This is a genomic window from Streptomyces sp. NPDC002133, from assembly GCF_040296405.1.
Taxonomy (GTDB): Bacteria; Actinomycetota; Actinomycetes; order Streptomycetales; family Streptomycetaceae; genus Streptomyces.
The window spans coordinates 25,863-49,479 of the sequence record NZ_JBEOXF010000049.1 but is presented as its reverse complement, the minus strand read 5'-3'; the positions used below and the strand labels follow the sequence as shown (position 1 = coordinate 49,479).

17 protein-coding genes and 3 pseudogenes are annotated in these 23,617 nt (G+C 70.7%); 10 read left to right on the top strand and 10 right to left on the bottom strand.

Features of this window, described 5'->3' with window-relative positions; genetic code table 11:
• Nucleotides 1-55: 55 nt before the first annotated feature.
• Nucleotides 56-501 (top strand): annotated as a pseudogene (locus ABT078_RS32220) (transposase family protein); the annotation flags it as partial.
• Nucleotides 502-753: 252 nt separating this feature from the next.
• Here the strand turns inward: ABT078_RS32220 and ABT078_RS32215 are convergent.
• Nucleotides 754-1,344, bottom strand: coding sequence for a hypothetical protein (locus tag ABT078_RS32215; RefSeq protein WP_351234019.1), 591 nt, complete (start codon nucleotides 1,342-1,344; stop codon nucleotides 754-756).
• A gap of 297 nt (nucleotides 1,345-1,641) precedes the next feature.
• Between ABT078_RS32215 and ABT078_RS32210 the strand changes: the two genes are divergently transcribed.
• Nucleotides 1,642-1,848, top strand: coding sequence for a hypothetical protein (locus ABT078_RS32210; RefSeq protein WP_351234017.1), 207 nt, complete (start codon nucleotides 1,642-1,644; stop codon nucleotides 1,846-1,848).
• A 119-nt stretch (nucleotides 1,849-1,967) separates the two neighbouring features.
• Here ABT078_RS32210 and ABT078_RS32205 read toward each other — a convergent pair whose 3' ends face one another.
• Nucleotides 1,968-2,600 carry an alpha-ketoglutarate-dependent dioxygenase AlkB gene (locus ABT078_RS32205; protein ID WP_351234015.1) on the bottom strand — a complete coding sequence of 211 codons (633 nt, stop codon included), beginning with the start codon at nucleotides 2,598-2,600 and terminating at the stop codon, nucleotides 1,968-1,970.
• A 77-nt stretch (nucleotides 2,601-2,677) separates the two neighbouring features.
• On the opposite strand from ABT078_RS32205, the pseudogene ABT078_RS32200 reads away from it, so the two are divergent.
• The 4 genes and pseudogenes from ABT078_RS32200 to ABT078_RS32185 all read left to right on the top strand — a co-directional run.
• Nucleotides 2,678-2,758: pseudogene (locus ABT078_RS32200) on the top strand (arylamine N-acetyltransferase); the annotation flags it as partial.
• Nucleotides 2,759-2,920: 162 nt separating this feature from the next.
• Nucleotides 2,921-4,132, top strand: coding sequence for a pyridoxal phosphate-dependent aminotransferase (locus ABT078_RS32195; protein WP_351234013.1), 1,212 nt, complete (start codon nucleotides 2,921-2,923; stop codon nucleotides 4,130-4,132).
• A 113-nt stretch (nucleotides 4,133-4,245) separates the two neighbouring features.
• Nucleotides 4,246-4,635, top strand: coding sequence for an SCO4983 family protein (locus ABT078_RS32190; protein WP_351234011.1), 390 nt, complete (start codon nucleotides 4,246-4,248; stop codon nucleotides 4,633-4,635).
• Nucleotides 4,636-4,866: 231 nt separating this feature from the next.
• On the top strand, nucleotides 4,867-5,574 hold the full coding sequence (locus ABT078_RS32185; protein ID WP_351234009.1) for a hypothetical protein: 708 nt from the start codon (nucleotides 4,867-4,869) through the stop codon (nucleotides 5,572-5,574).
• Nucleotides 5,575-5,718: 144 nt separating this feature from the next.
• On the opposite strand, the gene ABT078_RS32180 is transcribed toward ABT078_RS32185, so the two are convergent.
• Nucleotides 5,719-7,572 (bottom strand): phosphoenolpyruvate carboxykinase (GTP), encoded by a 1,854-nt coding sequence (locus ABT078_RS32180; RefSeq protein ID WP_351234007.1) that lies wholly within the window; start codon nucleotides 7,570-7,572, stop codon nucleotides 5,719-5,721.
• A gap of 195 nt (nucleotides 7,573-7,767) precedes the next feature.
• On the opposite strand from ABT078_RS32180, the gene trhA reads away from it, so the two are divergent.
• Nucleotides 7,768-8,448: a PAQR family membrane homeostasis protein TrhA gene (gene trhA, locus ABT078_RS32175; RefSeq protein WP_351234005.1), complete on the top strand. Its 681-nt coding sequence runs from the start codon at nucleotides 7,768-7,770 to the stop codon at nucleotides 8,446-8,448.
• 436 nt (nucleotides 8,449-8,884) lie between these two features.
• Entirely contained in the window at nucleotides 8,885-9,508 is a 624-nt protein-coding gene (locus ABT078_RS32170) for a TetR/AcrR family transcriptional regulator (protein ID WP_502981410.1), read from the top strand.
• Between the two features lies 1 nt (nucleotide 9,509).
• On the opposite strand, the gene ABT078_RS32165 is transcribed toward ABT078_RS32170, so the two are convergent.
• The 5 genes from ABT078_RS32165 to ABT078_RS32145 form a co-directional block, all read right to left on the bottom strand.
• The gene (locus ABT078_RS32165) at nucleotides 9,510-11,930 is read right to left on the bottom strand and encodes a galactose oxidase early set domain-containing protein (protein WP_351234001.1); all 2,421 of its coding nucleotides are present in this window, start codon (nucleotides 11,928-11,930) and stop codon (nucleotides 9,510-9,512) included.
• The gene (locus tag ABT078_RS32160; protein ID WP_351233999.1) at nucleotides 11,930-13,390 is read right to left on the bottom strand and encodes a glycosyltransferase; all 1,461 of its coding nucleotides are present in this window, start codon (nucleotides 13,388-13,390) and stop codon (nucleotides 11,930-11,932) included. The genes ABT078_RS32165 and ABT078_RS32160 overlap by 1 nt, the downstream gene beginning before the upstream one ends.
• Before the next feature lie 26 nt (nucleotides 13,391-13,416).
• The gene (locus ABT078_RS32155; RefSeq protein WP_351233997.1) at nucleotides 13,417-15,048 is read right to left on the bottom strand and encodes an ArnT family glycosyltransferase; all 1,632 of its coding nucleotides are present in this window, start codon (nucleotides 15,046-15,048) and stop codon (nucleotides 13,417-13,419) included.
• Entirely contained in the window at nucleotides 15,045-16,346 is a 1,302-nt protein-coding gene (locus tag ABT078_RS32150) for a glycosyltransferase (protein ID WP_351233995.1), read from the bottom strand. The genes ABT078_RS32155 and ABT078_RS32150 overlap by 4 nt, the downstream gene beginning before the upstream one ends.
• Nucleotides 16,347-16,548: 202 nt before the next feature.
• A complete protein-coding gene (locus ABT078_RS32145; RefSeq protein ID WP_351233993.1) occupies nucleotides 16,549-18,624 on the bottom strand; it encodes a thioredoxin domain-containing protein in 2,076 nt (691 codons plus the stop codon).
• A gap of 169 nt (nucleotides 18,625-18,793) precedes the next feature.
• Between ABT078_RS32145 and ABT078_RS32140 the strand changes: the two are divergent.
• Nucleotides 18,794-18,898, top strand: a pseudogene (locus tag ABT078_RS32140) (RNA-guided endonuclease TnpB family protein); the annotation flags it as partial.
• Nucleotides 18,899-19,013: 115 nt separating this feature from the next.
• Nucleotides 19,014-22,256, top strand: a complete 3,243-nt coding sequence (locus tag ABT078_RS32135; RefSeq protein WP_351233991.1) for a tetratricopeptide repeat protein — start codon at nucleotides 19,014-19,016, stop codon at nucleotides 22,254-22,256.
• A gap of 114 nt (nucleotides 22,257-22,370) precedes the next feature.
• Here ABT078_RS32135 and ABT078_RS32130 read toward each other — a convergent pair whose 3' ends face one another.
• Nucleotides 22,371-22,622 (bottom strand): hypothetical protein, encoded by a 252-nt coding sequence (locus tag ABT078_RS32130; RefSeq protein WP_351233989.1) that lies wholly within the window; start codon nucleotides 22,620-22,622, stop codon nucleotides 22,371-22,373.
• Nucleotides 22,615-23,496 (bottom strand): mycothiol conjugate amidase Mca, encoded by an 882-nt coding sequence (mca, locus tag ABT078_RS32125; protein ID WP_351233987.1) that lies wholly within the window; start codon nucleotides 23,494-23,496, stop codon nucleotides 22,615-22,617. The genes ABT078_RS32130 and mca overlap by 8 nt, the downstream gene beginning before the upstream one ends.
• Between the last annotated feature and the right edge of the window lie 121 nt (nucleotides 23,497-23,617).

Sequence of the window (23,617 nt, the reverse complement as noted above, 5' to 3'; positions counted from 1 at the left end):
GACGCTGATCCGCGCCCCCACCGCACGCGCGGTCCTGGGTACGTCGAAGGCGCCGTGCCTGCCGATCGACCGGATCGCCGCCGACAGACCCGCCTCCTCGGCAGGCCCAAGATGCATGGCATGAACGTGCAGGTCATCAAACAGACCCGACAGGGCGACTCCTCCGGGCCTCCCCGGCCTGCCCGGAGCCGTCCACAACGTCCAGGCCACCCGCGAGCACATCACCGACGTCCTCGCACAGGCCGGCATCGACTGCTGGGCGGGCAAGGGCTACCAGGGCGCCTGAGGCACGATCCGCGCCCCCATCGCGGACGCCGGGAACAGCGCTCCGCCGGCCGGCAGGCCGCCAACAGGCCCCACGCCAAGACCCGGGCTCTCGACGAACAGCCATGTGCCACCCTCAAGGCCTGACGGCTGTTCCGAAAGCTGCGATGCTCCACGACGCGCATCACCAGCCTTGTCCGAGCAGTGCTCACGCTTCATCTGGCCTGCTCGAGCTGAGAATGGAAAATGCTCGGTCGCAGAACTCGATCCGAACTCAGGACAAGACGCCCCACGCCTCGACGGCGGGGACGTATCTACGCGCTCCCTTACTCGACATCGCGAAGCTTGAGGGACGCGCCTGCTGTCCGGAAAACGGAGAACCCCGGCGCGAAACGAACGCACCGGGGTTCACCGACGAGGAGAGTTACGGCACCGGGAACGAACCACGCCACCGCGAGCCCGCCGACGGAGCTCCGGTGTTCGCCTCCGTCACTGAGGCAGAGTGGGCAGCGGCGCGAAGGAGCACGAACCGAGCGGCAGAGCTTCGGGGCATACTCCCCGCCACACCACTCCCGTCTCGGTCAACGCGGTGATGAATACCGGGCCGCCGTCGATATCGCTGCTATTGGATGCCACTGTTGCCTCGACAACGTTGGTGGGGCCCCCCACAAATTGCCAGGTACCAACAGGAGCAGACGGTGCGGTCGCCTCGTTGACCGACAACACGTACACCTTACCGTCACACACCACCGAGAGGTACGTGGCACCCGGTGGGCCATCAAGCTGTTCATTCCCGGCAGAGTCGATGCCGTGACAGTCTCCCTTGTCCTTCTTGTCCCCCTTGTCCTCGTGGCACCTGTCGCCGGGGTCCTCGCTGGACGCGATGCGGACGCCATCTGCGTCGTGCTGGACGGTGACGCAGTCGCCGGCCGCGCTTGCCTGGTGTCCGGGCGCGGCTGCAAGCGCGGGGCCGGCGAGACCCAGCACCAGGCCGAGCGACGCCAGCGCGCTGCCGACGAGCAGCTTGCTCCGCTGCGGTAGCGGGCCGAGACCGGACGGGGTCCTGTTCTCAGGACTCATGTATCGCTCCTTGGTGGAACTGAAGGGGATGATTTCTCCCGGGAAAAACGATTGGCTTCCCCTCGTCATCATTTGTTCACATTCTGGTGAGATATGGGCACCACACGGAACTATCAACACATTGGCCGAGCCCGAGTGGGCCGGCGGGATGACGCGGCGTCAAGTGGCGCCCGGTCGGCGCGCCTTCGCGGCAGCGGACCGGGGCCGTCAGGGGGTGCCGATCAGTTGCGTCGCGCAGGGCGGCGGTGTGAGCGTCCATCCGCTCGGCGGCCGGGATCGGCGGCCGCGGTGGTAGCCGTGCAGAACAACTTCGGCCTTGCCGACGGCGGCGCCGACCGCACCATGCCGGAAGAGTGCGCCCGGCAGGGCGTCGCCTTCGTGCCGTACTTCCCGCTCGGCGGGAACGGGCCCCTGGGCATTGACCGGCTGGAGCGCATCGCCGCCCGCCGCGGCGCCTCCCCCGCCCGGATGTGCCGGCCCGGCTGCTCGCCCTGTCCCCGGTGATGCCGGCGATCCCGCGGCACGTTCTCCCCGGCCCGTCCGGAGGAGAACGTCGCGGCGGCCGGACTCCCGCTGCACACCGACGACTTCGCCGAGGTGGACGCGATCGCCGACGACCCGCGTCAGTTCACGCCGTGCGGGCGGTACTGGACGCTGATCCGCGCCCCCACCGCCCGCGCGGTCTTCGGCACTGCGTGCTCCCACGTCCGCTGGCAGGAGCCGCCCATCACCACCAGGTCGCCGTGGCCGAGCGCCTTGCGGACCGGGGCGCGGCCGCCGCGGCGGGGGCGCAGCATCAGGTCGCGCGGGGAACCGACCGACAGGATCGCCACCATCGTGTCCTCGCGGAAGCCGCGGCCGATGGTGTCACCGTGCCACGCGACGCTGTCGTGGCCGTCACGGTAGTAGCAGAGCCCGGCGGTCGTGAAGGACTCGCCGAGCTCGTCGGCGTAATGGGCGGAGAGCGCGTCCCGGGCCTCGGCGAGCACGGGGTGCGGCAGGGGCTCGCCCTCGCGGTAGTACGCGAGCAGCCGGGGCACGTCGACCTCGCGCTCGTACATCTGCCGCCGCTCCGCGCGCCAGGGGACGGTCTCGGCGAGGGTCTCGAACAGGGCGTCGGCACCCGTGAGCCAGCCGGGCAGTACGTCCAGCCAGGCGCCGTCGCCGAGCACGGTGCGGCGGACGTCCTTCAGCGGACCGAGGTGGATCTCGTCGGTCTGGTCGAAGAGCGAACCCTGCAGATGCACTGCTGCCATGCGCCCAGGGTAACCAATTAACCGAACAGATGAGCTATTCACTCGCCGTCACTGGCTCCGCTTCGTACGGTGGTCGTATGACTTTCGACCTCGACGCCTATCTCGCCCGCATCGGCCGGCCCGGGGAGCGCCGCCCCACGGTGGAGGTGCTGCGGTCCGCGCGGACCGGCGCCCGTGCCCGCGAGCGGAACGGCACTCGCGGACCGACGCCCATCGGAACAGGGGTGCGGGCGCCGCTGACCTGGCTTCCCGCCGACCGCTCACCCGGACGTGGCCGAGAACACGAAGCACGTCGCCTCGCGCGCCCGTAAGCTCGCGTCATGCAGGTGATCCAGTCGACCAAGCTCGCCAACGTCTGTTACGAGATCCGGGGACCGGTGCTCGAGGAGGCGATGCGCCTGGAGGCCGCAGGTCACCGCATCCTCAAGCTGAACACCGGGAACCCCGCCGCCTTCGGGTTCGAGTGCCCGCCGGCGATCCTCGAGGACGTCCTGCGCAACGTCGCGGCCGCGCACGGGTACGGCGACGCGAAGGGCCTGCTCAGCGCGCGGCGCGCGATCATGAGCCATTACGAGACCAAGGGCATCCCGCTGTCGGTCGAGGACATCTACCTCGGCAACGGCGTCTCCGAGCTGATCCAGATGTCGATGCAGGCGCTGCTCGACGACGGCGACGAGGTGCTCGTACCGGCGCCGGACTATCCGCTGTGGACGGCGTCGGTGGCACTGGCGGGCGGCACGGCCGTGCACTACCGGTGCGACGAGCAGGCCGACTGGATGCCGGACCTCGCGGACATCGAGCGGAAGATCACCGATCGGACGAAGGCGATCGTGATCATCAACCCGAACAATCCGACGGGCGCGGTGTACGACGACGAGATGCTGCGCGGCCTGACCGAGATCGCCCGCCGCCACCAGCTGGTCGTCTGCTCCGACGAGATCTACGACAAGATCCTCTACGACGGCGCCACGCACACACCGACCTCCGCGATCGCCCCCGATCTGCTGGTGCTCACCTTCAACGGGATGTCCAAGAACTACCGGGTGGCGGGCTATCGCAGCGGCTGGCTCGCGGTCTGCGGCCCGAAGGCCCACGCGGCCTCGTACATCGAGGGCCTCACGATCCTGGCGAACATGCGCCTGTGCGCGAACATGCCTGCGCAGCACGCGGTCGCCGCGGCCCTCCAGGGGCGCCAGTCGATCGAGGACCTGGTGCTGCCGGGCGGGCGGCTGCTGGAGCAGCGGGACGTGGCGTACGACCTGCTGACGCAGATCCCGGGGGTGACCTGCGTGAAGCCGAAGGGGGCGCTGTATCTCTTCCCGCGCCTGGATCCGGACGTCTACAAGATCAAGGACGACCGGCAGATGGTGCTGGACCTGCTGCGGACCGAGAAGATCATGGTTGTGCACGGGACGGGCTTCAACTGGCACGAGCCCGATCACTTCCGGATCGTCACGCTGCCGAACGCCAAGGATCTCGCGGACGCCGTGACGCGGATCGGGAACTTCCTGGACGGCTACAGCCAGCCGTAGCCCCGGCGACGCCCCCTCGACCCGGCGCGGACCACCTTTTCCCGAGCACGCACAACTTTAGACTCAATCCAAGGTAGGATGGTCTCCTGACAGTGCGAGGGAGGCCATTCACCATGTACGAACCGATCCGCTCGAAGTCCGCCCACTCGGTGACCGGCGCCGCCTCCGACTTCCCGCACCGCAGCCGCGAGGAGGAGCTGGACATCCAGCTCGCCGGTCATCTCGTCGCGCTCCTCGCCGTCACCGACGAGCTCGGGCTCGGTGCCGAGGCCGACCGCATCGCCGAGCAGGTCGCCCGGCTCCGCACCACCCCGCCCGCGCGACACGCCGGACTGACCGGCGCCGACCCCGCCGTCCTGCACCACCGCGCCCTCGCGCTCGCCGGGCGCGCTCTCGTCGTCGCGGCCTCACGCGCCGACACCGCCGCCGCGATCCTCTCCGCCGAGCGCATGGACGCGCACACCGCCGCCCTGCGCGACGCGCAACTGGTCGGCACCCCCTGACGGCCCCGGTCCGCGGCCGCGGAGGCGCGCGGACCGGGCGCCACCTCCATACGGCACCATCTCGCGGTTGACGCCGCATAACCCCGTCGGCCCACTCAGGCTCGGCCAATGTGTTGATAGTTCCCTGCGCCGCTCATAATCCTCCGGAATGTGGACGAATGATGACAAGGGGAGGCCAATCGGTTCTCCCGGGAGAAACCACCCCATTTCAGTTCCACCAAGGAGCGATTCATGAGTCCTGAGAACAGGACCCCGTCTGGTCTCGGCCCGCTTCCGCAGCGGAGCAGACTGCTCGTCGGCGGTGCGGTCGCGTCGTTGCTGGCGCTGGGCTTCGCCGGCCCCGCGCTCGCGGCCGCGCCCGGACAGACCGGCGCAGCCGACGGCTGCGTCACCGTCCAGAGCAGCGCGGAAGGTCCCCGTATCGCGTCGAGCGGCGGCGACGACGACGACGAGTGCCACGGCAACGGCAACGGCAACGGCAACGGCAACGGCAACGGTGACGAGGAGCGGGGCGCGGAGTGCTCCGACATCGACACCGCGGAATACATCGAGCTCGACCCGCCCCTCGTTTTGCCCGTCCGCCGCGAGGAGTTCACCGCAGCGCTCACCGAGAACGGTCAGCTGTGGGTCAGCCAGCGCAACCACGTCCTGCTCACCGGTGATGCGGACCCCGCCGGCTACGGCATCTGGACGGCACTGCACGACAACCCCGGCTACACCGCCATCGAGGAGCCGTGTGCGGTCTCCATCGAAGTCCATGAGGACGAGGCCTACGTCAAGGTGCTCACCCGCGATGGTGCTGCCTGGGAGACGCACGGTGACGTCGACGGCGCCAACTTCATCTGGGACGAGGCATGGACCCCCGTAGTGGCACCGCTGCCGCCCGTGGCGAGCAGCGTCAAGAGCCAGAAGGCCCTCTCCGCCGCTCCGAAGAACTGACTCGGCCGGGGCCTGACGACCCGTCGGGACCCTGATCAGTAATTGTGTGCCGTGCCCGGATCCCTCCGGGCACGGCACACATATGTGGGCCCGCCCCGTACGCCGTTGTACGGGGCGGGCCCACATATGTGTGAGCGCTGCGGATCAGCCGAGGCGGGCGACCAGCGCGCGGTACTCGTCCCACAGCTCCTTCGGGGTGTGGTCACCGAAGGTGTTGAGGTGCTCGGGGATCAGCGCGGCCTCCTCGCGCCAGACCTCCGCGTCGACCTTGAGCAGGAAGTCCAGGTCCGTCTCGGCCAGTTCGAGGCCGTCCGTGTCGAGCGCGTCGCGCGTCGGCAGGATGCCGATGGGGGTCTCGACGCCCTCGGCCTTGCCCTCCAGGCGCTCGACGATCCACTTGAGGACGCGGCCGTTCTCGCCGAAGCCCGGCCAGACGAACTTGCCCGCGTCGTTCTTGCGGAACCAGTTCACGTAGTAGATCTTCGGCAGCTTGGACGCGTCCGCGTTCTTGCCGACCTTGATCCAGTGGGCCATGTAGTCGCCCATGTTGTAGCCGCAGAACGGCAGCATCGCGAACGGGTCGCGGCGCAGCTCGCCGACCTTGCCCTCGGCCGCGGCGGTCTTCTCGGAGGCGACGTTCGCGCCGAGGAAGACGCCGTGCTGCCAGTCGAAGGACTCGGTGACCAGCGGGACGGCGGAGGCGCGGCGGCCACCGAAGAGGATCGCCGAGATCGGCACACCCTTCGGGTCCTCCCACTCCGGCGCGGCGATCGGGCACTGCGCGGCCGGGACGGTGAAGCGGGCGTTCGGGTGGGCCGCCGGGGTCCCGGACTCCGGGGTCCAGTCGTTGCCCTTCCAGTCGGTCAGGTGGGCCGGAGTCTCCTCCGTCATGCCCTCCCACCAGATGTCGTTGTCGTCGGTCAGCGCGACGTTGGTGAAGACCGCGTTGCCCCACAGGGTCTTCATGGCGTTGGCGTTGGTGTGCTCACCGGTGCCCGGCGCGACGCCGAAGAAGCCCGCCTCGGGGTTGATCGCGTACAGCCGGCCGTCCTCGCCGAAGCGCATCCAGGCGATGTCGTCGCCGATGGTCTCCACGGTCCAGCCGGAGATGGTGGGCTCCAGCATGGCGAGGTTGGTCTTGCCGCAGGCGGACGGGAAGGCGGCGGCGACGTACTTGGCCTCGCCCTGCGGCGGGGTCAGCTTGAGGATGAGCATGTGCTCGGCGAGCCAGCCCTCGTCGCGGGCCATGACGGAGGCGATGCGCAGGGCGTAGCACTTCTTGCCGAGGAGCGCGTTGCCGCCGTAGCCGGAGCCGTACGACCAGATCTCACGGGTCTCCGGGAAGTGCGAGATGTACTTCGTGCTGTTGCACGGCCACGGCACGTCCTCCTGGCCGGGCTCCAGCGGCGCGCCCAGGGTGTGGACGGCCTTCACGAAGAAGCCGTCGGAGCCGAGCTCGTCGAGGACGGGCTGTCCCATGCGGGTCATCGTCCGCATGGAGACCGCGACATAGGCGGAGTCGGTGATCTCGACGCCTATCGCGGAGAGCTCCGAGCCCAGCGGGCCCATGCAGAACGGGACGACGTACATCGTCCGGCCGCGCATCGAGCCGCGGAAGATTCCCCCAGAGCCTTCGGCCTGGGAGGTGCCCCCATTCTCGCCGGCGAAGATGGCCTTCATCGCGGCCGGGGCCTTCCAGTGGTTCGTCGGGCCCGCGTCCTCCTCCTTCTCGGAGCAGATGAAGGTGCGGTCCTCGACCCGGGCGACATCGGTCGGGTCGGATGCGGCGTAGTACGAATTCGGGCGCTTGATCGGGTCCAGCTTCTTGAACGTGCCCTTGGAGACGAGCTCCTCGCACAGGCGCTCGTACTCGGCCTCGGAACCGTCACACCAGACCACCCTGTCCGGCTGCGTGAGAGCTGCGATCTCGTCGACCCAGGAGACGAGTTCCTGGTGATTGGTGGGGACGGTGCTGGGAGCCGCGATGTCGCGCGCCACGATCGCTCCTAAATGAGGGGTTTGAAGGTTGTTTGCCCCGTGGGGGCCGCGACCCGGATGCTTCGTAGCCGCTCATCCGGTGCCGACCACACTCATCTGATCATCCGTGCAGTGCGCCCATATGTCCAGAGGACCTCTCACGTGAGCATCGCCACTCAGGCTCAGGACTTACGGGCCCGTAGGTAGCATGCCGCCATGACAGCTGCTTCGCCCGATGAGGCCGAGACTGAAGATCCACTGCCGGTGAAGCCGAGGCTGCGGGGGTGGCTGCACGCAGGGATGTTTCCCGCCGTGCTCGTCGCGGGAATCGTCCTGACGGCGCTCGCGGACTCGACGCGCGGCCGGATCGCGTGCGGGATCTACATACTGACCGCATGCCTGCTCTTCGGCGTAAGCGCTCTCTACCACCGGGGTGACTGGGGGCCGCGCGCGACGGCCGTGCTGCGCCGGCTCGACCACGCGAACATCTTCCTGATCATCGCGGGCACCTACACCCCGCTGACCCTGCTGCTGCTCCCCGACTCCACCGGGCGGGTGCTGCTGTGGGCGGTCTGGGCGGCCGCGGCGGCGGGGATCGCTTTCCGGGTGTTCTGGGTCGGCGCCCCGCGCTGGCTCTACACGCCCTGCTACATCGCGATGGGCTGGGCCGCCGTCTTCTTCCTGCCAGACTTCATGCGCACGGGCGGCATCGCGGTCCTCGTGCTCGTGATCGTCGGCGGGCTGCTCTACAGCGCGGGCGGAGTGGTCTACGGGATCAAGCGCCCGAACCCGTCACCGCGCTGGTTCGGCTTCCACGAGGTCTTCCACTCCTTGACGCTGGCGGCGTTCGTCGTGCACTACGTCGGCATCTCACTGGTGGCCTACCAGCACACCTGACCTCGTCCGGGGACGCGCCTCCCCGGACGCTCACGAACGGCCCGCGGCCCTCGCCGCGGGCCGTTCGGCGTTCCGCGACCCCGCGCTCCCGACCTATTGACGCTCACCGTCTTTTGAGAGTTACCGCCACTTTGGACTTACTTCTACGGAGGTGGCCGCATGGCTGCGGCACAGAGCCCTCGGATCCGGCCGGCATGCGCGTGCCGTGACCGCCGGGGGCGGATGCGGGGCGCGGGGTGCGCCTGCGGCGGGGCGGGGGGCCCGCGGCGGGCCTTCTCCCCGCCCGGCGTGGGGGACCCCCCCTTCCCGAACCGGGGCTTCGCCCCAGACCCCCTGAGTGTGCCCGGCACCGTCCGGTCGGCCCGCATGTCCGTCCTCAGACGCCGGACGGGCTCCCAAGGAGGGCCGATCCCCCGCGCCCGAGCCATGGACGAGAATGAGCCGCATGGCCGCCGAATTTCCCTCCGACGCTCAGCGCCCGCTGGGCCTGCGCGAGCGCAAGAAGCTGAAGACCCGCATCGCGATCCGCAGGACCACCTACCGGCTGATCGCCGAGCATGGCTACGAGGCGACCACCATCGAGCAGATCGCCGCGGCGGCCGAGGTCTCTCCCTCCACCGTCTTCCGCTACTTCCCCACGAAGGAAGACATCGTCCTCACCGACGAGTACGACCCGATCATGGAACAGGTGCTGCGGGCCCGGCCCGCCGACGAGCCGCCGCTGGAGTCGCTGCGGTTCATCCTCACGGGCGCCGTCGCGGAGATCCTCCGGAGCGAACCGGAGGAGATGCGCCAGCGCACGAGGCTCATGGTCGAAGTCCCCGCCCTCCGCGCCCGGATGACCGAGACCATGGCAGCGACCTCGCAGCTGCTGGCCCGTCCGATCGCCGACCGCGCCGGGCGCGACCCCGACGATCTGGAGGTCCGGGTGTTCACCGCTTCGGTGATGGGCGCGCTGCGCGAGGCGATGCTCTACTGGGCCGAGCGCGACCAGAAGGACGATCTGGTCGCGCTCGTCAACCGCACACTGGACACGCTCCAGGGCGGGCTCACCCTCTGAGCTACCTCCTCAGGTCCCCCTTGCCGCAGGTCCGGCCGTCCCGGTCCGGGTCGAGCCGCAGCGGATCGTCCTTGCCGTTGACCTTCAGCCGGCCGTACCCGTGGGCGGTCAGCCAGTCGCAGCGGGACTTCGTCGTCGCCTTCACCGGCTCGGGGAAGGTGAGCGGGACGCACACGTTCGCCGAGCCGTAGTGCCGGTCGCAGCCCGCGATCCGAGGGCTGGCCGGGGCGGAGGACCGCTTCTTGCCGTTCTTCTTCGGGGACTTGGCGAGGTCGCCGGCGAAGTCGTGGACGTGCGCCGAAGGCGCCTCGCCGGCCGACCTGAGCGCCGCGGGTGCGGCCCCCAGGTGCACCCACTCCGCCACCGTCGGAATGCCGTTGGCGTCGACGCCGAACAGCATGTACCAGCCGGGCGGCGCGAGATTCGGGTTGCCGGTGACGTTCAGGTCGATCGTGCGGTCGTCCACCACGCTCATCGGCAGGTCCACGAACCGCTGGTTGGGGTCCGACGAGTGGGTGACGGCCGCCGGACGGATCAGCTCCGCCTTGGCGATCGGACGGTCGACGGTGATCCGCTGCGTGTCGCCGTACTGCCACTCCCGGTCGATCACCGAAGTGATCCGCGGGCGCGGGCCCTTGAGCAGATAGGGCGGAGTGTAGATCGACACGTTGTGGTTGTACGTGCCGTTGCCCGGGTTGTCGCCGACGGCCATCACCCGGCCGTCGGGCAGCAGGAAGGCCGAGGAGTGGTACGTCCGCGGGATCGGGTCGGCCGCCAGGCCCTCCTGGTACGTGTCGGTCGCCGGGTCGAAGAACGACGCCTCGTACACCGGGTCGGCCCGGTCGTGCAGTCCGCCTCCGGTCTCCAGGACCTTGCCGTCCGGCAGCAGCACGGCGGAGACGAACATCTTGCCCTCGTCACCGGTCTGCGGCCGCTTGCCCTGGCCCTGGTCGACGAGGCCCTGCGGCAGCGGCGGGCCCGCCGTGTACCGCGGGTTCGGCTGCTTGAGGTCGATGATGTCGGTGAGACGGTTGGCCGTCGGGTTGGTCTCGTTGTTGCCGCCGCCGATCGTCAGCACCCGCTGGTCCTGCGCAGGAGGCAACAGCACGCTCGCGCTCTCGTCGCGCTGGTCCTTGTTCCTGAGGCCCGGGACGTCGGTGATGGTGTTGGCGTCGTAGTCGTAGATCGAGGCGCCCGTGCCCGCGGTGCCGTTGCCGAAGACATGGCTGCCGGAGTAGAAGAGCCGGCCGTCCTGCATGAGGATCATCGACGGGTACAGGCCCCAGTACGACCAGGTCTGGTTGACCTCGTTCATGGGCAGCCACTTGTTCTGCGCGGCCGAGAACTTCTCCGCCGTCACATTGCCCGTGGAGTCCTCCTTCAGACCGCCGAAGGAAATGACGTCGCCGTTGCCGAGGATCGTCGCCGACGGGTACCAGTGGCCGTCGTGCATGTCGTTGGTGCGTGTGTACGTCTCCGTCACCGGGTCGAAGACGTACGAGTCCTTCAGGCCCTGGTAGCCGATCCTGCCGTCGGCCGACGGATACCCCTTGTTGCCGCTCATCACCAGCACGCGCCCGTCGGAGAGCTGCACATGCCCGGCGCAGAACATGTCCGCCGGGGTGGGGATGTTCTCGTACGTGCCGGCCACCGGGTCGTACACGGCGGAGGTGAACGTGCCCGCCGCGAACATCGACGGGTCGTTTCCGGACCCCGCGATCAGCAGCACCTTGCCGTTGTGCAGCACCACCGAGTGCATGGAGCGCACCGGGTTCTGCGTGGGCATGACGTCCCACCTGCCCTTGACGCACTCCTCCGGCGTGCCCGTGCACACGGGGTCGGGCGCGGGCGGGGCGACCTCCTCCATCACGTAGTCGTCGGTGGTGACGCTGCCGGTGCCGAAGACGGAGACACCCCAGGCGATCCGGTCGGTGCCCGGCGGGACGACGGGCGTACGGACCTCGGTGCGGGTGTAGTCCGCCTCCATCGGCAGGGTGCGCAGGTCGGTCCAGTACTGCCAGCCGGCGGTCGCGTCGTGCCGGAAGAGGGTGAGCGAGGTGTCCGGGGTCGTCGACTTGTACCAGAGGGACAGGTCGTACTGCCGCTCCGGGACGACGGAGGGCGCACACGCGGCGGACTCGGTGATGAGGGCCTTGCGGTCGCCGTCGACGCGGCGGGTCAGCTCGACCTTCATCGCGGCGGAGCCGCTGTGGGCGTCGGTGGTCGTGGTGAACGTGAAGTCGTTGTCGCCCCAGCCGGACTTGGACCAGCAGGACGGCATGTCGCCGGTGCCGGTGGTCTCGAAGCCGGGATTCTTGACGAGGTTGGGGCCCGCGGTCGCGGACTGCTGGGCGGAGAGCAGCAGCCCTCCGGTCATGACGGCGACGGCGAGCAGAGCGGTGCGTCTGCGCGTGGATGGCATCAACTGGTGCTCCTTGCTGTGCGACTCCTACGCCCCTCGCGGGGCAGATAGACCAGCGCCTCGGTCCCGGCGAAGCGCAGGACGAACGTGGTGAGCAGCGCGAGGGCGGTGGCGGGCACCACCGCCAGCTGGAGCTGCCCGACGAACAGGGCGATCAGCGGGATGCGAAGCAGCAGATCGGCGTTGGCGAGCAGCGCGAACCGGCCCACCCGGTCCGCCCAGTGCCGGTGATGGCGCCGGTCGCGGAAGAGCAGCACCTCGATGAGGAGGAAGTTCCACAGCACACCCAGCTGGTTGGCGAGGATCTCGGCGGGCAGGTAGTGCAGCCCGCCGCCGACCAGCATGTGCAGCGCGAGGAGGTTGGGGACGAAGCCGGTGAGCCCGATCAGGCCGAAGGCGATCATCCGGGCGAGCGGCGACGCGGTACGCAGCTCGACCAGGTGCCGCAGGAAGCGCGCGCCTTCCTTCGCCGTCGACTTGGACTCGCCCGCGAAGCGGTCCTGGAAGACGAACGGCACCTCGGCGACCGCGGCCGGCCGGCAGCGTACCGCCAGCTCCAGCAGGATCTTGTAGCCCAGCGGCTTCAGCGCGTCCGCGGTCACCGCGGCGCGGCGGATCGCGAAGAAGCCGCTCATCGGGTCGCTGATCCCGCGCAGGGCCCGCGGGAAGAGCCCCTTGGCCAGCCAGGTCGCGCCGCGTGAGACGGCGACCCGGTAGCCGCCCGCGAGCCCGGCGCGGCTGCCGCCGGGCAGATACCGGCTGGCGACGACGAGGTCGGCGGACTCCTTCTCGCCCGTGGCGACGAGGTCGGGCACGAGGGCCGGCGGATGCTGCAGATCGGCGTCCATCACCACGATCCAGTCGGACCCTGCGGCCCTCAGCCCCTCGACGACCGCCCCGCCGAGCCCACCCTCGGGCACCTCGCGATGGATGACGGACACCGGGAACGGGCACTCGCGCGCGGCCTCGGCGATCACGGCCGGGGTGTCGTCGGTCGAGTCGTCGACGAAGACGACCTCGCAGGGCAGCCGCACGGGCACCGAATCGGCGAGCCTGCGCAGCAACTCGCGGACGTTCCCCGACTCGTTGAAGGTGGGGATGACGATGGTGACTGCACCGGGCTCCGCCACGTCGGCCGGCTCCCGCGCCTCGGCGGCCCGCCGTCCTGCCTCGGTCCCCGCCGCAGCAGCGCCGGCGGCCGGCTCGGGAGGCGTGTCCGTGGCCACGAGCAGGTGAGCCGCCCCGGCGTCGCCGACGACCCGGGCCACGTGCTCCGGGGCGAGCCGGTCACCGACCGTCTGCGCCGCGCCCGCGCCGTGGCGGCGCACCGCCGCCGGGTCGGCCGCCATGCCGTGCGCGGCGGGCCGCGATCCGGCAGCCGGCCCACCGGGCCGGTCCGTCGGTGGGACGGGCGCATCGAGGCGCCGGTCGGGCGACGGAGGGCCGGAGGGATCGTCCATGCCCTCGACTCCTGTGTGGTGAGTCGTCAATTCCCGTCAGCTCCCCCGATTTCGCGGATCTCGATCCGGTCCTCGCCCTCGCCGAAGGTGGCGACGGCCGTCGAATGCTCCAGCGCGGCCTTCACGTTGGGCAGGTCGCGCGCATCGCGCCGTACCGTCGGGGAGGCGACGACATAGTCGAGGTCGCGCCAGCCGCCGGGCATCGTCTTCGTGACCGCAGGGTCGAGGTCGGCCTTGTAGAACCAGATCGCGCCGAGCCCCGGCTCGTACCCCGCGTGCACGAGGTCGAGCCAGAGCGCGTCGTCGACGAGGACCCGGGTGCGGGCCGGGGCCGCGACCTCCGTGGCGAGCCAGTGGGCCGCCGCGCGGTACGGGGCGTTGGCGTCGGCCGTCATGGCGGTGCGGTCGCCGTCGTACCAGCGCGGTACGACGTACACGGCGGCGCTCGCCGCGAGCAGCACCGCGGCCGTCCGCCGCGTGAGCGTCAGCGAGCGGCGCTCGTCCGGCCTCCGCCGTCGGCGCAGCACCGCGTGCGCAACGCTCGCCGCGCCGCCCGCCAGCACCAGGGCCAGGAACGGCAGCGCCTGGATGACGTACATCGCGGGCAGATAGCCGGACGGCCGCATAGCGACCGCCGTCAGGATCGCGACGGCCAGCGCGGGCCCTGCGAGCGCCCGCGCGGTCACCGACCAGCGCAGGGTGACCAGGAGCAGCGCCGCGCCCGCGAGGCCGCCGAGCGGGAGGACGCGGTCGTAGTAGAGCCAGGACTGGAGGACTCCGTACGAGCCGGTGCCCTCGGTGAGGATGAATCCGGAGCCCGGCCGGCTCATCTGGTAGGTGATGCCCTCCCACAGCGACACATGGCCGGCGCCCGGCAGCAACTCGCCCTTGAGCAGGGCGAACAGCGGATACGAGAAGCCGATCAGCGCACACGCCGTGACCGCGCCGGTGACCGCGAACTTTCGGGTGTCGCGGTGGCTGAAGCGCCACATCGTCACCATCAGCGCGGGCAGCACGACCAGCATGGTCTCCTTCGTCAGCACCCCGACCGCCGCCACGAGCCCCGCGGCGAAGTGGTGCCACAGATGCCGGCTCGGCGAGGCCGCGAGGCAGAACGCCAGCAGCATCCACATCACGGCGAGGTTGTCGAGGAAGATCTCCCGCTGGAGGATGACGGACAGCGGTGAGAGGCCGAAGAGGACCATCGCGAGCCCCGCCGCCCAGCGCGGCAGCCACAGCCGCCGCGCCAGCACGTACAGCAGGACCGCACTGGCCGCGCTGACCAGCAGCATCGCGCCGCGCATCGATGCGACCGTCATCGCCTCGGGCACGAGGAGCGCGGGTATCCACGTGAGCACCGCGAGCTGGATCCAGCCGAGCGGCGGATGGTCGTACCAGTACGTGTAGTGGGCGAGGCCTTCGCCCTGCTGGACCGCCCAGGCCTGGGCGAGATACGTGCCCTCGTCGTCGCTGAGGGTCGGGAAGTGCTGGATGTTCCAGCCCTGCACCAGCAGGATCGCCACCAGCAGCGCCCCGCAGAGCAGCAGATCGGGCCGGGAGGAACGGAATCGGACGACGGGCCGGACGGCCGGGAGTCGTACGGGATCGGCGGAGCGGGCGGCCGCCACCGGGGGCGCCGCCGTCAGGGTGGAGGTCACGCGTGGACTTCCTCTCGGGAGTCGCGGGAGCCGCGGGAGCCGGAGCCGGAGTCGGAGCCGCCGGAGAGATGCGCGCCGACATGACTGGTCAGCTCCCACTCGTTACGGCCCCGCTGCTCCCGCCACACGGCCCGCACGGCCGCGCCCGCGAGGAGCACCTGGTAGAAGGGGCCGCCGACGATGAGCTTGAGGTAGTGCGAGAGGCGGACCCTGAGCCCGTACTGCGTACCGAAGTCGTGGAGCCCGACGATCTCGAAGACGAAGGTCACCAGGGCGGTGATGAGCGGCAGGAAGGTGATGAAGGCGATCCCGACGGGCACGTCGAGGAGGAACGCGACGGCCGCGTTGACCGGGATGATCAGGCCCGTGAAGGCCTGCATGAACGGGGTCATCAGCGTGTAGCGGGCGAGCATCCGCTGCCCGAGCGTGGGCAGTTGCTTCCAGTCCTTCTTCCGGTAAACCTGCAGGAAGCCCTGGTTCCAGCGGGTGCGCTGCTTGAGCAGCGACATCAGCGTGCCGGGGGTCTCCTCGCGGGTGACCATGTCCGCGTCGTACGCGACGACGACCTTCTTGCCCTTGCTGGACAGCCGCACGCCCAGGTCGCAGTCCTCGGCGAGGCAGTTCTGGTCCCAGCCGCCGGCCTCGCGCAGCACGTCGGTGCGGACGAACACGGTGTTGCCGCCGAGCGGGATGAAGCCCTTCGCGGCGTGCAGGTGGAGCCGGGAACGGAACCAGAAGAAGTACTCGAGGCAGTTGCGCAGCGCGTACCAGGACGAGTGGAAGTTGATCAGCTGGACGCCGCCCTGGACGACGTCGGCGCCGGTGGCGGTGAAGGCGTGGTCGACATGGGCGAGCAGCTCGGGATGGACCTGGTCCTCGGCGTCGAAGACCCCGACGACGTCGCCGCGGCAGTGCGGCAGGGCCGTGTTGAGCGCCTTCGGCTTGTTCTTGGTGTCGTGGGTGTCGACGACGACCCGCACCCGCTCCGGGTCCCGGGCCGCGGCCTTCGCGGCGACCTCGGTCGTCTCCGGGTCGTCGTGCCCGACGATGACGATGATCTCGAAGTCGCGGTGGCTGGACTCCAGCAGCCGGCTGATGGTGTGCTCCAGCACCAGCTGCTCGTGCCGGGCGGGCAGCAGCAGGGAGAACGACAGTCCCTGCACGCCCGCCGGGCTCTCGAAGCGTGTCGACGCCAGCGTCTCCGGCGTACGCCACGCATGCATCTGCCACCAGAGTGTGAACGCCGCCATCCAGAACAGCGCCATGGAAACGGCAGCGATGAACACAGACGTGAGCAATGTGCCCCCCTCAAGCAGAGGGGAACAGCGCGGCAGACCTCCTCGCCCGCCGCGCACTTCCCCCCTGAACCCCCCTGCGCATGTCCCCCACGCGCAGCTGCTGTGTCAGCAGTGGAGAGAATAGGCAGAAACTGTGACGGCCGTGTGCCCGTTTTGATGAATGGCGCGTTTCGGTCAGGCCACCGGATTCCCGCGGAACCCCTTACGTACCAGGCGTCAACTCCCGCCTCAGGGCCTCCGCTTCGGTGACGGGCGCCGCGCAGACGAAGTGCCGGCAGACGTACGCCGCGGGCCGGCCCTGGACCAGGGGACGGTCCACGAGCAGCGGGAACTCCGAGCTCTCCGGCTCCCCCACGGCGATCACGGACCCCGGCGCGGCGCCGAGCAGCGCGGCCCTGTGCAGCTCCCGGGTGCCCGGATCGGCCTGCGGCCCGACGACCGCGATCTCGCGCGGCCCGTCGAGCGCCGCCTCCGCGACCGCGAGCCCCCAGCCGATGAACCGGGGCGCCCGGGGGCCGAGAGCCTTCACGACACCCGACGCCCGCTCGGCGGCGGTTCGATGGGCCTCGGAGCCGGTGTGCGCGGCGTACGAGAGCAGGGCGCCGGCCGCGGCCGTCCAGCCGGAGGGTGCGGCATTGTCGGTGGGGTCCTGTGGCCGCCGGATGAGCTGCTCTGCGTCATGCGCGGTATCGAACAGAGCGCCGCCGTCCGAGACGAACTGGTCCAGCACGATGTCCAGCAGAAATCCCGCGAACTCCAACCACACGCCCTCGCCCGTCACACCCGCGAGCGCGAGGAAGCCCTCCGCGACGTCCCCGTAGTCCTCCAGCACCCCGGCGTTGACCCCGGCGTGCCCGTCCTTGGAGGTACGGGTCAGGCGCGCGCCCGCGTCCATGTGCAGCCGTACGAGCAGATCGGCGGCCTCCGTCGCCCGCTCGACCAGATCGGGCCGGTCGAAGTACGCGCCGGTCTCCGCGAGCGCGGCGATCGCGAGGCCGTTCCACGCGGCGACGACCTTGTCGTCCCGCCCCGGCCGGGCCCGCTCCTCGCGGGCGGCGAGCAGACGTGCCCGTACGGACTCCACCCGGGCGGCGTCCTCCATGCCCGCGTCCTGAGGGAGTTGGAGCACGGAGGCACCCTCCTCGAAGGTCCCCTCCTCGGTCACCCCGAACGAGCGGGCGGCGAACTCCGCGTCCTCCGCGCCGAGGACCTCGGTCAGCTGCGCGGGCGTCCACACGTAGTACGCGCCCTCCACATGCTTCCCCGTGCCTCCCCCAGAGCCTTCGGCCTCGGGGTGTCCCCATCCGTCTTCGACGGCGCTGTCCGCGTCCAGCGCGGACGCGAAGCCGCCCTCCGGCGTGCGCAGCTCCCGCACCATGAAGTCGGCGGTCTCCAGGGCGACCCTGCGGGCAAGATCGCTGCCGGTCACCCGCCACAGATGCGCGTACACCCGGCACAGCAGCGCGTTGTCGTACAGCATCTTCTCGAAGTGCGGCACGACCCACTCGCGGTCCACCGAGTACCGCGCGAACCCGCCCCCGAGCTGGTCGTAGATCCCGCCCCTGGCCATCGCCTCGCACGTGTCGGCGGCCATCTGCAGCGCCCCTTCGGCGCCGGTCCGCGCATGGTGCCGCAGCAGGAACTCCACAACCATCGACGGCGGGAACTTCGGCGCCCCGCCGAACCCGCCGTGCCTCACGTCGTACTCCCTGGTCAGCGCCAGCAGCGCCTGCGCGAGCTCCTCCTCGCCGGGCTGCCCCTGCCCCCCGTACGCAAGCGACCGCCCCGCCAGATCCCTGGCGATCTTCCCGGCCACCTTCGCGACCTCCTCGCGCCGCCCGCTCCAGGCCGCGAAGACGCCCTCCAGCACCTGGCGGAAGGAGGGCATGCCGTGGCGGGGGACCGGCGGGAAGTACGTACCGAAGTAGAACGGCTCCGCGTCCGGGGTCAGGAAGACGGTCATGGGCCAGCCGCCCTGGCCGGTGGCGGCCTGCAGGGCCTCCATGTAGACGGCGTCGACGTCGGGGCGCTCCTCGCGGTCGACCTTGATGTTGACGAAGTACTCGTTCTGGTACGCGGCGGTGTCGTCGTCCTCGAAGGACTCGTGTGCCATCACATGGCACCAGTGACAGCTCGAGTACCCGACGCTGAGCACCACGGGCACGCCGCGCTTGCGCGCCTCCTCGAAGGCTTCGGGGGACCAGGGCCACCAGTCGACCGGGTTGTCGGCGTGCTGAAGGAGGTAGGGGGAGGTCTCATGGGCCAGACGGTTCGCCATACCCCCATCCTGCCGGATCCTCCGTGCGGCGCCGAGGTGGCACACAGCCCCACAGCCCGCAGGTCACGCCATCTGATCACCCCGACTCCCTCGCTCCGACGTGCGCCACCGGACAGACGGAAGGATGCCCCGGCCTTCAGGCCGGGGAGGAGTCCGGCTTCCCGGATGGCGGGACAGGGACTCCGCCCGCGTGATGCTCGTCCGGGCTGGTCTGAACCCGGCTGGTGCTGATCGCGGAACACCTGGCGGGACGCCGTCCCGTCAGGCAGTGTGAGCCAGGAATTCCCAACCCTCTGAAGGAAGGCATCGCTTCCCTTCAGGCAGGGGAGCAGTCAAGCAGGACACTTGGCGCTGGAACACGAAAGCGGAAGCTGTCGGAGGGGGACCACATGCGGGACAGCCATCGGGTGGAAGCCGAGCGGCTGTTGGTACGCGCCGTCGAGGAGGAGGTGCGCCGCTCCGGCGGACGTACCGACTCCGGGGCGTTGCTCGCGCGCGGGCGGTCGGCGCTGGAGGCGATGGCGGGCACTGCGGGCGAGGAGTACACGGCGTATCTGCGGGCGGTCGAGGAGGCCGAGGCGGGGCAGCTGTCGCTGGCGGAGAGGTTCAGCCGGCAGAACGTGTCGACCGCCGCGGTGGTGACGGCCGTTGCCGCGGCCGCGGCTATCGGGGCGGACGTCGCGCTGGGTACGGCGACGGGGACGGCGCTCGGAGCCGGGGCGGTCGTCGCTGTGGCCGGGGCCGCGGCGACCGTGCTCAAGGTGACCGCGTCGCACTGGCCCGCCGCGCACCGCAGGGCCGGGGCGCTGGGGCAGCCGGGCGGACCCGAGCAGCTGCGGCTCCAGTGGCTGACGGCGCTGGAGGTGCGGGGCATCCGTCCGTTCCTGGACCAGCAGCGGATGCTGGCGGCCTCCACGGCGCGGCCCGCGAAGAAGGCGGCGACAGGGCCGGTGCTGCGGGGCGCGGACCGGAGTCAGGCCGCGCGCAGGCGGAGTGTGCTGGAGCAGTCGTTCGGGCATCTGCCTGCGCCGGACGGGCCGTTCGCGGGCCGGCGTGAGGCCGTGACGCGGATCGCGCAGTGGGTGCACGCGGCCCGGGCGTCCACGGAGACGAAGCCGACGGTGGTCGTCCTGCACGGCGAGCCGGGCTCGGGGCGGACGACGCTGGCGGTGCGGGCCGCGCACGAGCTCAAGGACCAGTTCCGGGGCGCGTGCGTCGTCGATCTGCGTGGCGGTTCGGCGGGCGAGCGGCCGCTGTCGACGCGGGATGCGCTGCTGCATCTGCTGAACCGGCTGGGCGCGCCGCGCGAGCAACTGCTGTTCCGGGAGCGCTCTTCGGCGGATCAGCAGGTGCGGCGGCTGAGCGAGCTGTACCACCAGCATCTGACGGGGCTGCCGGTCACGGTGGTCCTGGATGACGCGAGCGACGCCGGTCAGGTCCGGACGCTGCTCCCGGAGCGTTCCGACTCGCTGGTGCTGGTCACCGCGCGCGGGCCGCTGGAGCTGCCCGAGGACATCCCCGCCTGGGTGCACCATTTGTCGGTGGAGGCGCTGGACGCGGCGGGCGCCGAGGAGCTCCTGAACACGGCGGCGGAGGAGCCGCTCGAGGGGCCGTACGACTCGCAGTCCACCGACACCGTGAGGGAGTTGTGCGGCGGGCTGCCGCTGGCGCTGCGGATCGCGGGCTCGTCGCTGGGGGCGCGTACCGCGCAGGAGCTGGCCGCGGACCTGGCAGGCCTGTCGGCGGACAGTCCGTTGCGGCCGGTCGAGCGGACGCTGTGGCTGCGCTACACCGACCAGTCGGAGCAGGCGCGCCGGCTGCTGCGCAGGCTCGCCCTCGCCGGACGGGCATCGCTGGGCGCGGCGGCGGCGGCCGCGCTGCTGGGCACCGACGAGACGGAGGGGCAGCGGCTGCTGTCCGCGCTGGCCCGGGCCGGGCTGCTCGACCACGTACGGGGCGAGCGCTACCGCCTGCACGATGTGGTGCGCGCCTTCGCGCAGGAGCGGCTCCTGGACGAGGAGCAGCCCGGTGAACGTACGGCCGCGCAGGAGCGGCTGATCATCGGGTACGCGGAGCTCGCGGACTCGGTGATCCGGCTGGTCGACGGGAAGACGTCGACGCGCGCGGACACGTTTGTGAAAAGCACAGCCGGGGGCCACGGTTTCGCCTCGCTGGACGCGGCGCTGCGCTGGCTGGACGACGAGTCGAGCTTCATCACGGCGGCGCTGCGGCATGCCGAGGGTGTCGATCAGCAGGCGGTGCTGAATCTGCTGGGCGCGTTGTGCGACTACTGCCTGCTGCGCGGTGACCTCTACCGCCTGGGAGAGATCAACGAGCTGACGCAGGCCGTCGACCAGGGCCTGCTGGTCCGCTCGGTCCAGTGGCGGACGGGTATCGCTGCCCGCCAGCTGGGCGAGCTGGACAAGGCCCGCACGACGCTGTCGTCGGTGGTGGACCTGTACCGCGAGGCACAGCACGACGCGGGCGCCGCACGTGCCCTGTGTTCGCTGGGCATCACCCTGCATCACCAGGGCAACCTCACCGAGGCCGCGGCGAAGCTGCGGGAGGCGATCGGGCTCCAGTCGTCGGACGCGCTGGCCGCCGACCGCGCCTGGACCCTGCACGCACTGGCCGCGGTGGAGCGGGACCGGGCCAACATCGGCGAGGCCCTGACCCTCCTCACGGACGCGGTTCGGCTGCACCGTGAGAGCGAGTCGCTGCACGGCGAGGCCTGGACGCACTTCCAGTTCGGCCAGGTGTTTCTGCGCATGGGCGATGTACCGCGCGCGGAGTCGGAGCTTCGTGAGGCCCTCGATCTGTACGGGCGTACGCGCGACGACCGCGGCGAGGCGTGGGCGCTGACGCAGCTGGCCCGCGCCCGGCTGGTCGACGGCGACCCGTCCCCGGCCGTGGACCAGCTCCGCCAGGCGCTCTCCCGGCACCGCGAGAGCGAGGACGCCCGCGGCGAGGCGTGGACGCTCTACTACCTGGGTCAGGCCTTGGAGGAGCGGGGCGACCGCGATCAGGCGATACGGGAGCTGGAGCGGGCCCGCACCATGTTCTCCCGGATGCGGGACGTCTACGGCCTGGCCTGCGCCCGCCACCACTCGGGCCGCGCCACCCGCGACCAGCGCGCCGCGCAGACCGGCAATCTGCGCAACTCCGGCTTCGCCCGCCAGCTCCTCGTCGACGCCCGGGCCGATTTCCACCGCATCGGCGTGGCGCACGGCGAGGCCTGGACGTGTCTCGAGCTCGGCGTCATCGACGCGGGCAACAACCGCCCGTCCCAGGCCCTCGCCCTGTGCGACGAGGCGGCCGCGCTCTTCGCCTCGTACCGCGACCGCCGCGGCGCCGACTGGGCCGGCTTCCTCCGCTGCACCCTGCTCCCCTACGCCTCCGCGGGGGGCATCGAGGTCGGCACGGTGGTCGCCCAGGAGGAGCTCGCCCGGCTCCGAGAGGACCGCCACCCGACGCGCGACGGCAGGCTGGAGGACTGCATGGAGGCCTTCGCCCTGGTGCTGGAGCGGGGCGTGCGGCTAGAGGACGGCTGGCAGGCGTGGTCGCTGGGGATGATCCCGAACCGGAACACGCGGGAAGTGATGGGCGTGCCGGTGGAGCAGGCACGGGGGTGAAGCCGCGGGTGGCCCGAGGCGGCCCCGCCCGTACCCCACGGGTGACCCTGTGCTGCCGATCGCCCGAAGGGTGACCCCTGCGGCCGGCCGGCCTCGCGGGGTCACCCTCGGCGCCTACTCCTTGGCCGAGGAGGCGGCCCTGCCGCCGGCAGCGCCCTTGGCGGCGCCCTCCGGGGCCTCCTCGAAGTTCACGCGGCCCATGTGCCGGTTCATGGACTTCATCAGCATCCACACGCCCACGGCGAGCGCCGCGAAGACGATGAAGCCGAGGACACCCGGGGTCACCTTGTTCTCGTCGAGCTCCTTGGCGGCGAGCGGGACGAGGTGGGTCAGGGCGAGGTTTGCGCTTGCGCTCATGTCAGGCATTGTCGCGGATGCCCGCGAAGAGGTCGCTCTCGGGGAGGGAGGTATCGACGAGGGACTTGGCGAGCTCGTACTCCTCGGTCGGCCAGACCTCCTTCTGGATCTCCATCGGCACGCGGAACCAGCCGCCGTCGGGGTCGATCTGCGTGGCGTGGGCGATCAGGGCCTTGTCGCGGATCTCGAAGTAGTCGGAGCACGGCACGTACGTGGTGAGGGTGCGATCGGCGCGCTGGAACTCCTTCCAGCGCTCCAGCCACTCGCCGTACGGCGACTCGAGGCCGCGCGCGAGCAGCGCCTCGTGCAGGGCGACGGTGCGCGGACGGTTGAAGCCCTGGTTGTAGTAGAGCTTCCGGGGCTGCCAGACCGGCCCGTACTCCGACTCCGGGTACTGCTCCGGGTCCGCCGCGCCGTCGAAGGCCACCATCGTGATCTTGTGGGTCATGATGTGGTCCGGGTGCGGGTAGCCACCGTTCTCGTCGTACGTCGTGATGACCTGCGGGCGGAAGGAGCGGATCTTCCGCGCCAGCTCGCCGGCGGCCTTGCCGACGTCCTCGAGGGCGAAGCAGCCGTCCGGCAGCGGGGGCAGCGGGTCGCCCTCCGGGAGGCCGGAGTCGACGAAGCCGAGCCACTCCTGCCTGACGCCCAGGATCTCGCGGGCCTCGTCCATCTCCTTGCGGCGCACCTCGTGGATGTTCTCCTCGATGTAGGCGTCGCCCTGGAGCTTCGGGTTGAGGATGGAGCCGCGCTCACCGCCCGTGCAGGTCACGACCAGCACGTCCACCCCCTCGGACACATACTTGGCCATCGTGGCTGCGCCCTTGCTCGACTCGTCGTCGGGGTGGGCGTGAACGGCCATCAGTCGCAGCTGCTCAGTCAAGACTCGATCCTCGGTGATTCGTCAGTGATTGGTCGCGGCAGGTCGTGGCCGTCCCGTCGGGGCATCGGTGTGGGGCGGCGGTCGCGTGCGGCAGGGCGGCTTCTATAGTGACGGATCCGGG

Bases quoted from the DNA above. Each gene is read 5' to 3' on its own strand.
- ABT078_RS32215 (WP_351234019.1), bottom strand. From the start codon at position 1,344: ATGAGTCCTGAGAACAGGACCCCGTCCGGTCTCGGCCCGCTACCGCAG.
- ABT078_RS32205 (WP_351234015.1), bottom strand. From the start codon at position 2,600: ATGGCAGCAGTGCATCTGCAGGGTTCGCTCTTCGACCAGACCGACGAG.
- ABT078_RS32195 (WP_351234013.1), top strand. From the start codon at position 2,921: ATGCAGGTGATCCAGTCGACCAAGCTCGCCAACGTCTGTTACGAGATC.
- ABT078_RS32190 (WP_351234011.1), top strand. From the start codon at position 4,246: ATGTACGAACCGATCCGCTCGAAGTCCGCCCACTCGGTGACCGGCGCC.
- ABT078_RS32185 (WP_351234009.1), top strand. From the start codon at position 4,867: ATGAGTCCTGAGAACAGGACCCCGTCTGGTCTCGGCCCGCTTCCGCAG.
- trhA (WP_351234005.1), top strand. From the start codon at position 7,768: ATGACAGCTGCTTCGCCCGATGAGGCCGAGACTGAAGATCCACTGCCG.
- ABT078_RS32170 (WP_502981410.1), top strand. From the start codon at position 8,885: ATGAGCCGCATGGCCGCCGAATTTCCCTCCGACGCTCAGCGCCCGCTG.
- ABT078_RS32165 (WP_351234001.1), bottom strand. From the start codon at position 11,930: ATGCCATCCACGCGCAGACGCACCGCTCTGCTCGCCGTCGCCGTCATG.
- ABT078_RS32160 (WP_351233999.1), bottom strand. From the start codon at position 13,390: ATGGACGATCCCTCCGGCCCTCCGTCGCCCGACCGGCGCCTCGATGCG.
- ABT078_RS32145 (WP_351233993.1), bottom strand. From the start codon at position 18,624: ATGGCGAACCGTCTGGCCCATGAGACCTCCCCCTACCTCCTTCAGCAC.
- ABT078_RS32135 (WP_351233991.1), top strand. From the start codon at position 19,014: ATGCGGGACAGCCATCGGGTGGAAGCCGAGCGGCTGTTGGTACGCGCC.
- ABT078_RS32130 (WP_351233989.1), bottom strand. From the start codon at position 22,622: ATGCCTGACATGAGCGCAAGCGCAAACCTCGCCCTGACCCACCTCGTC.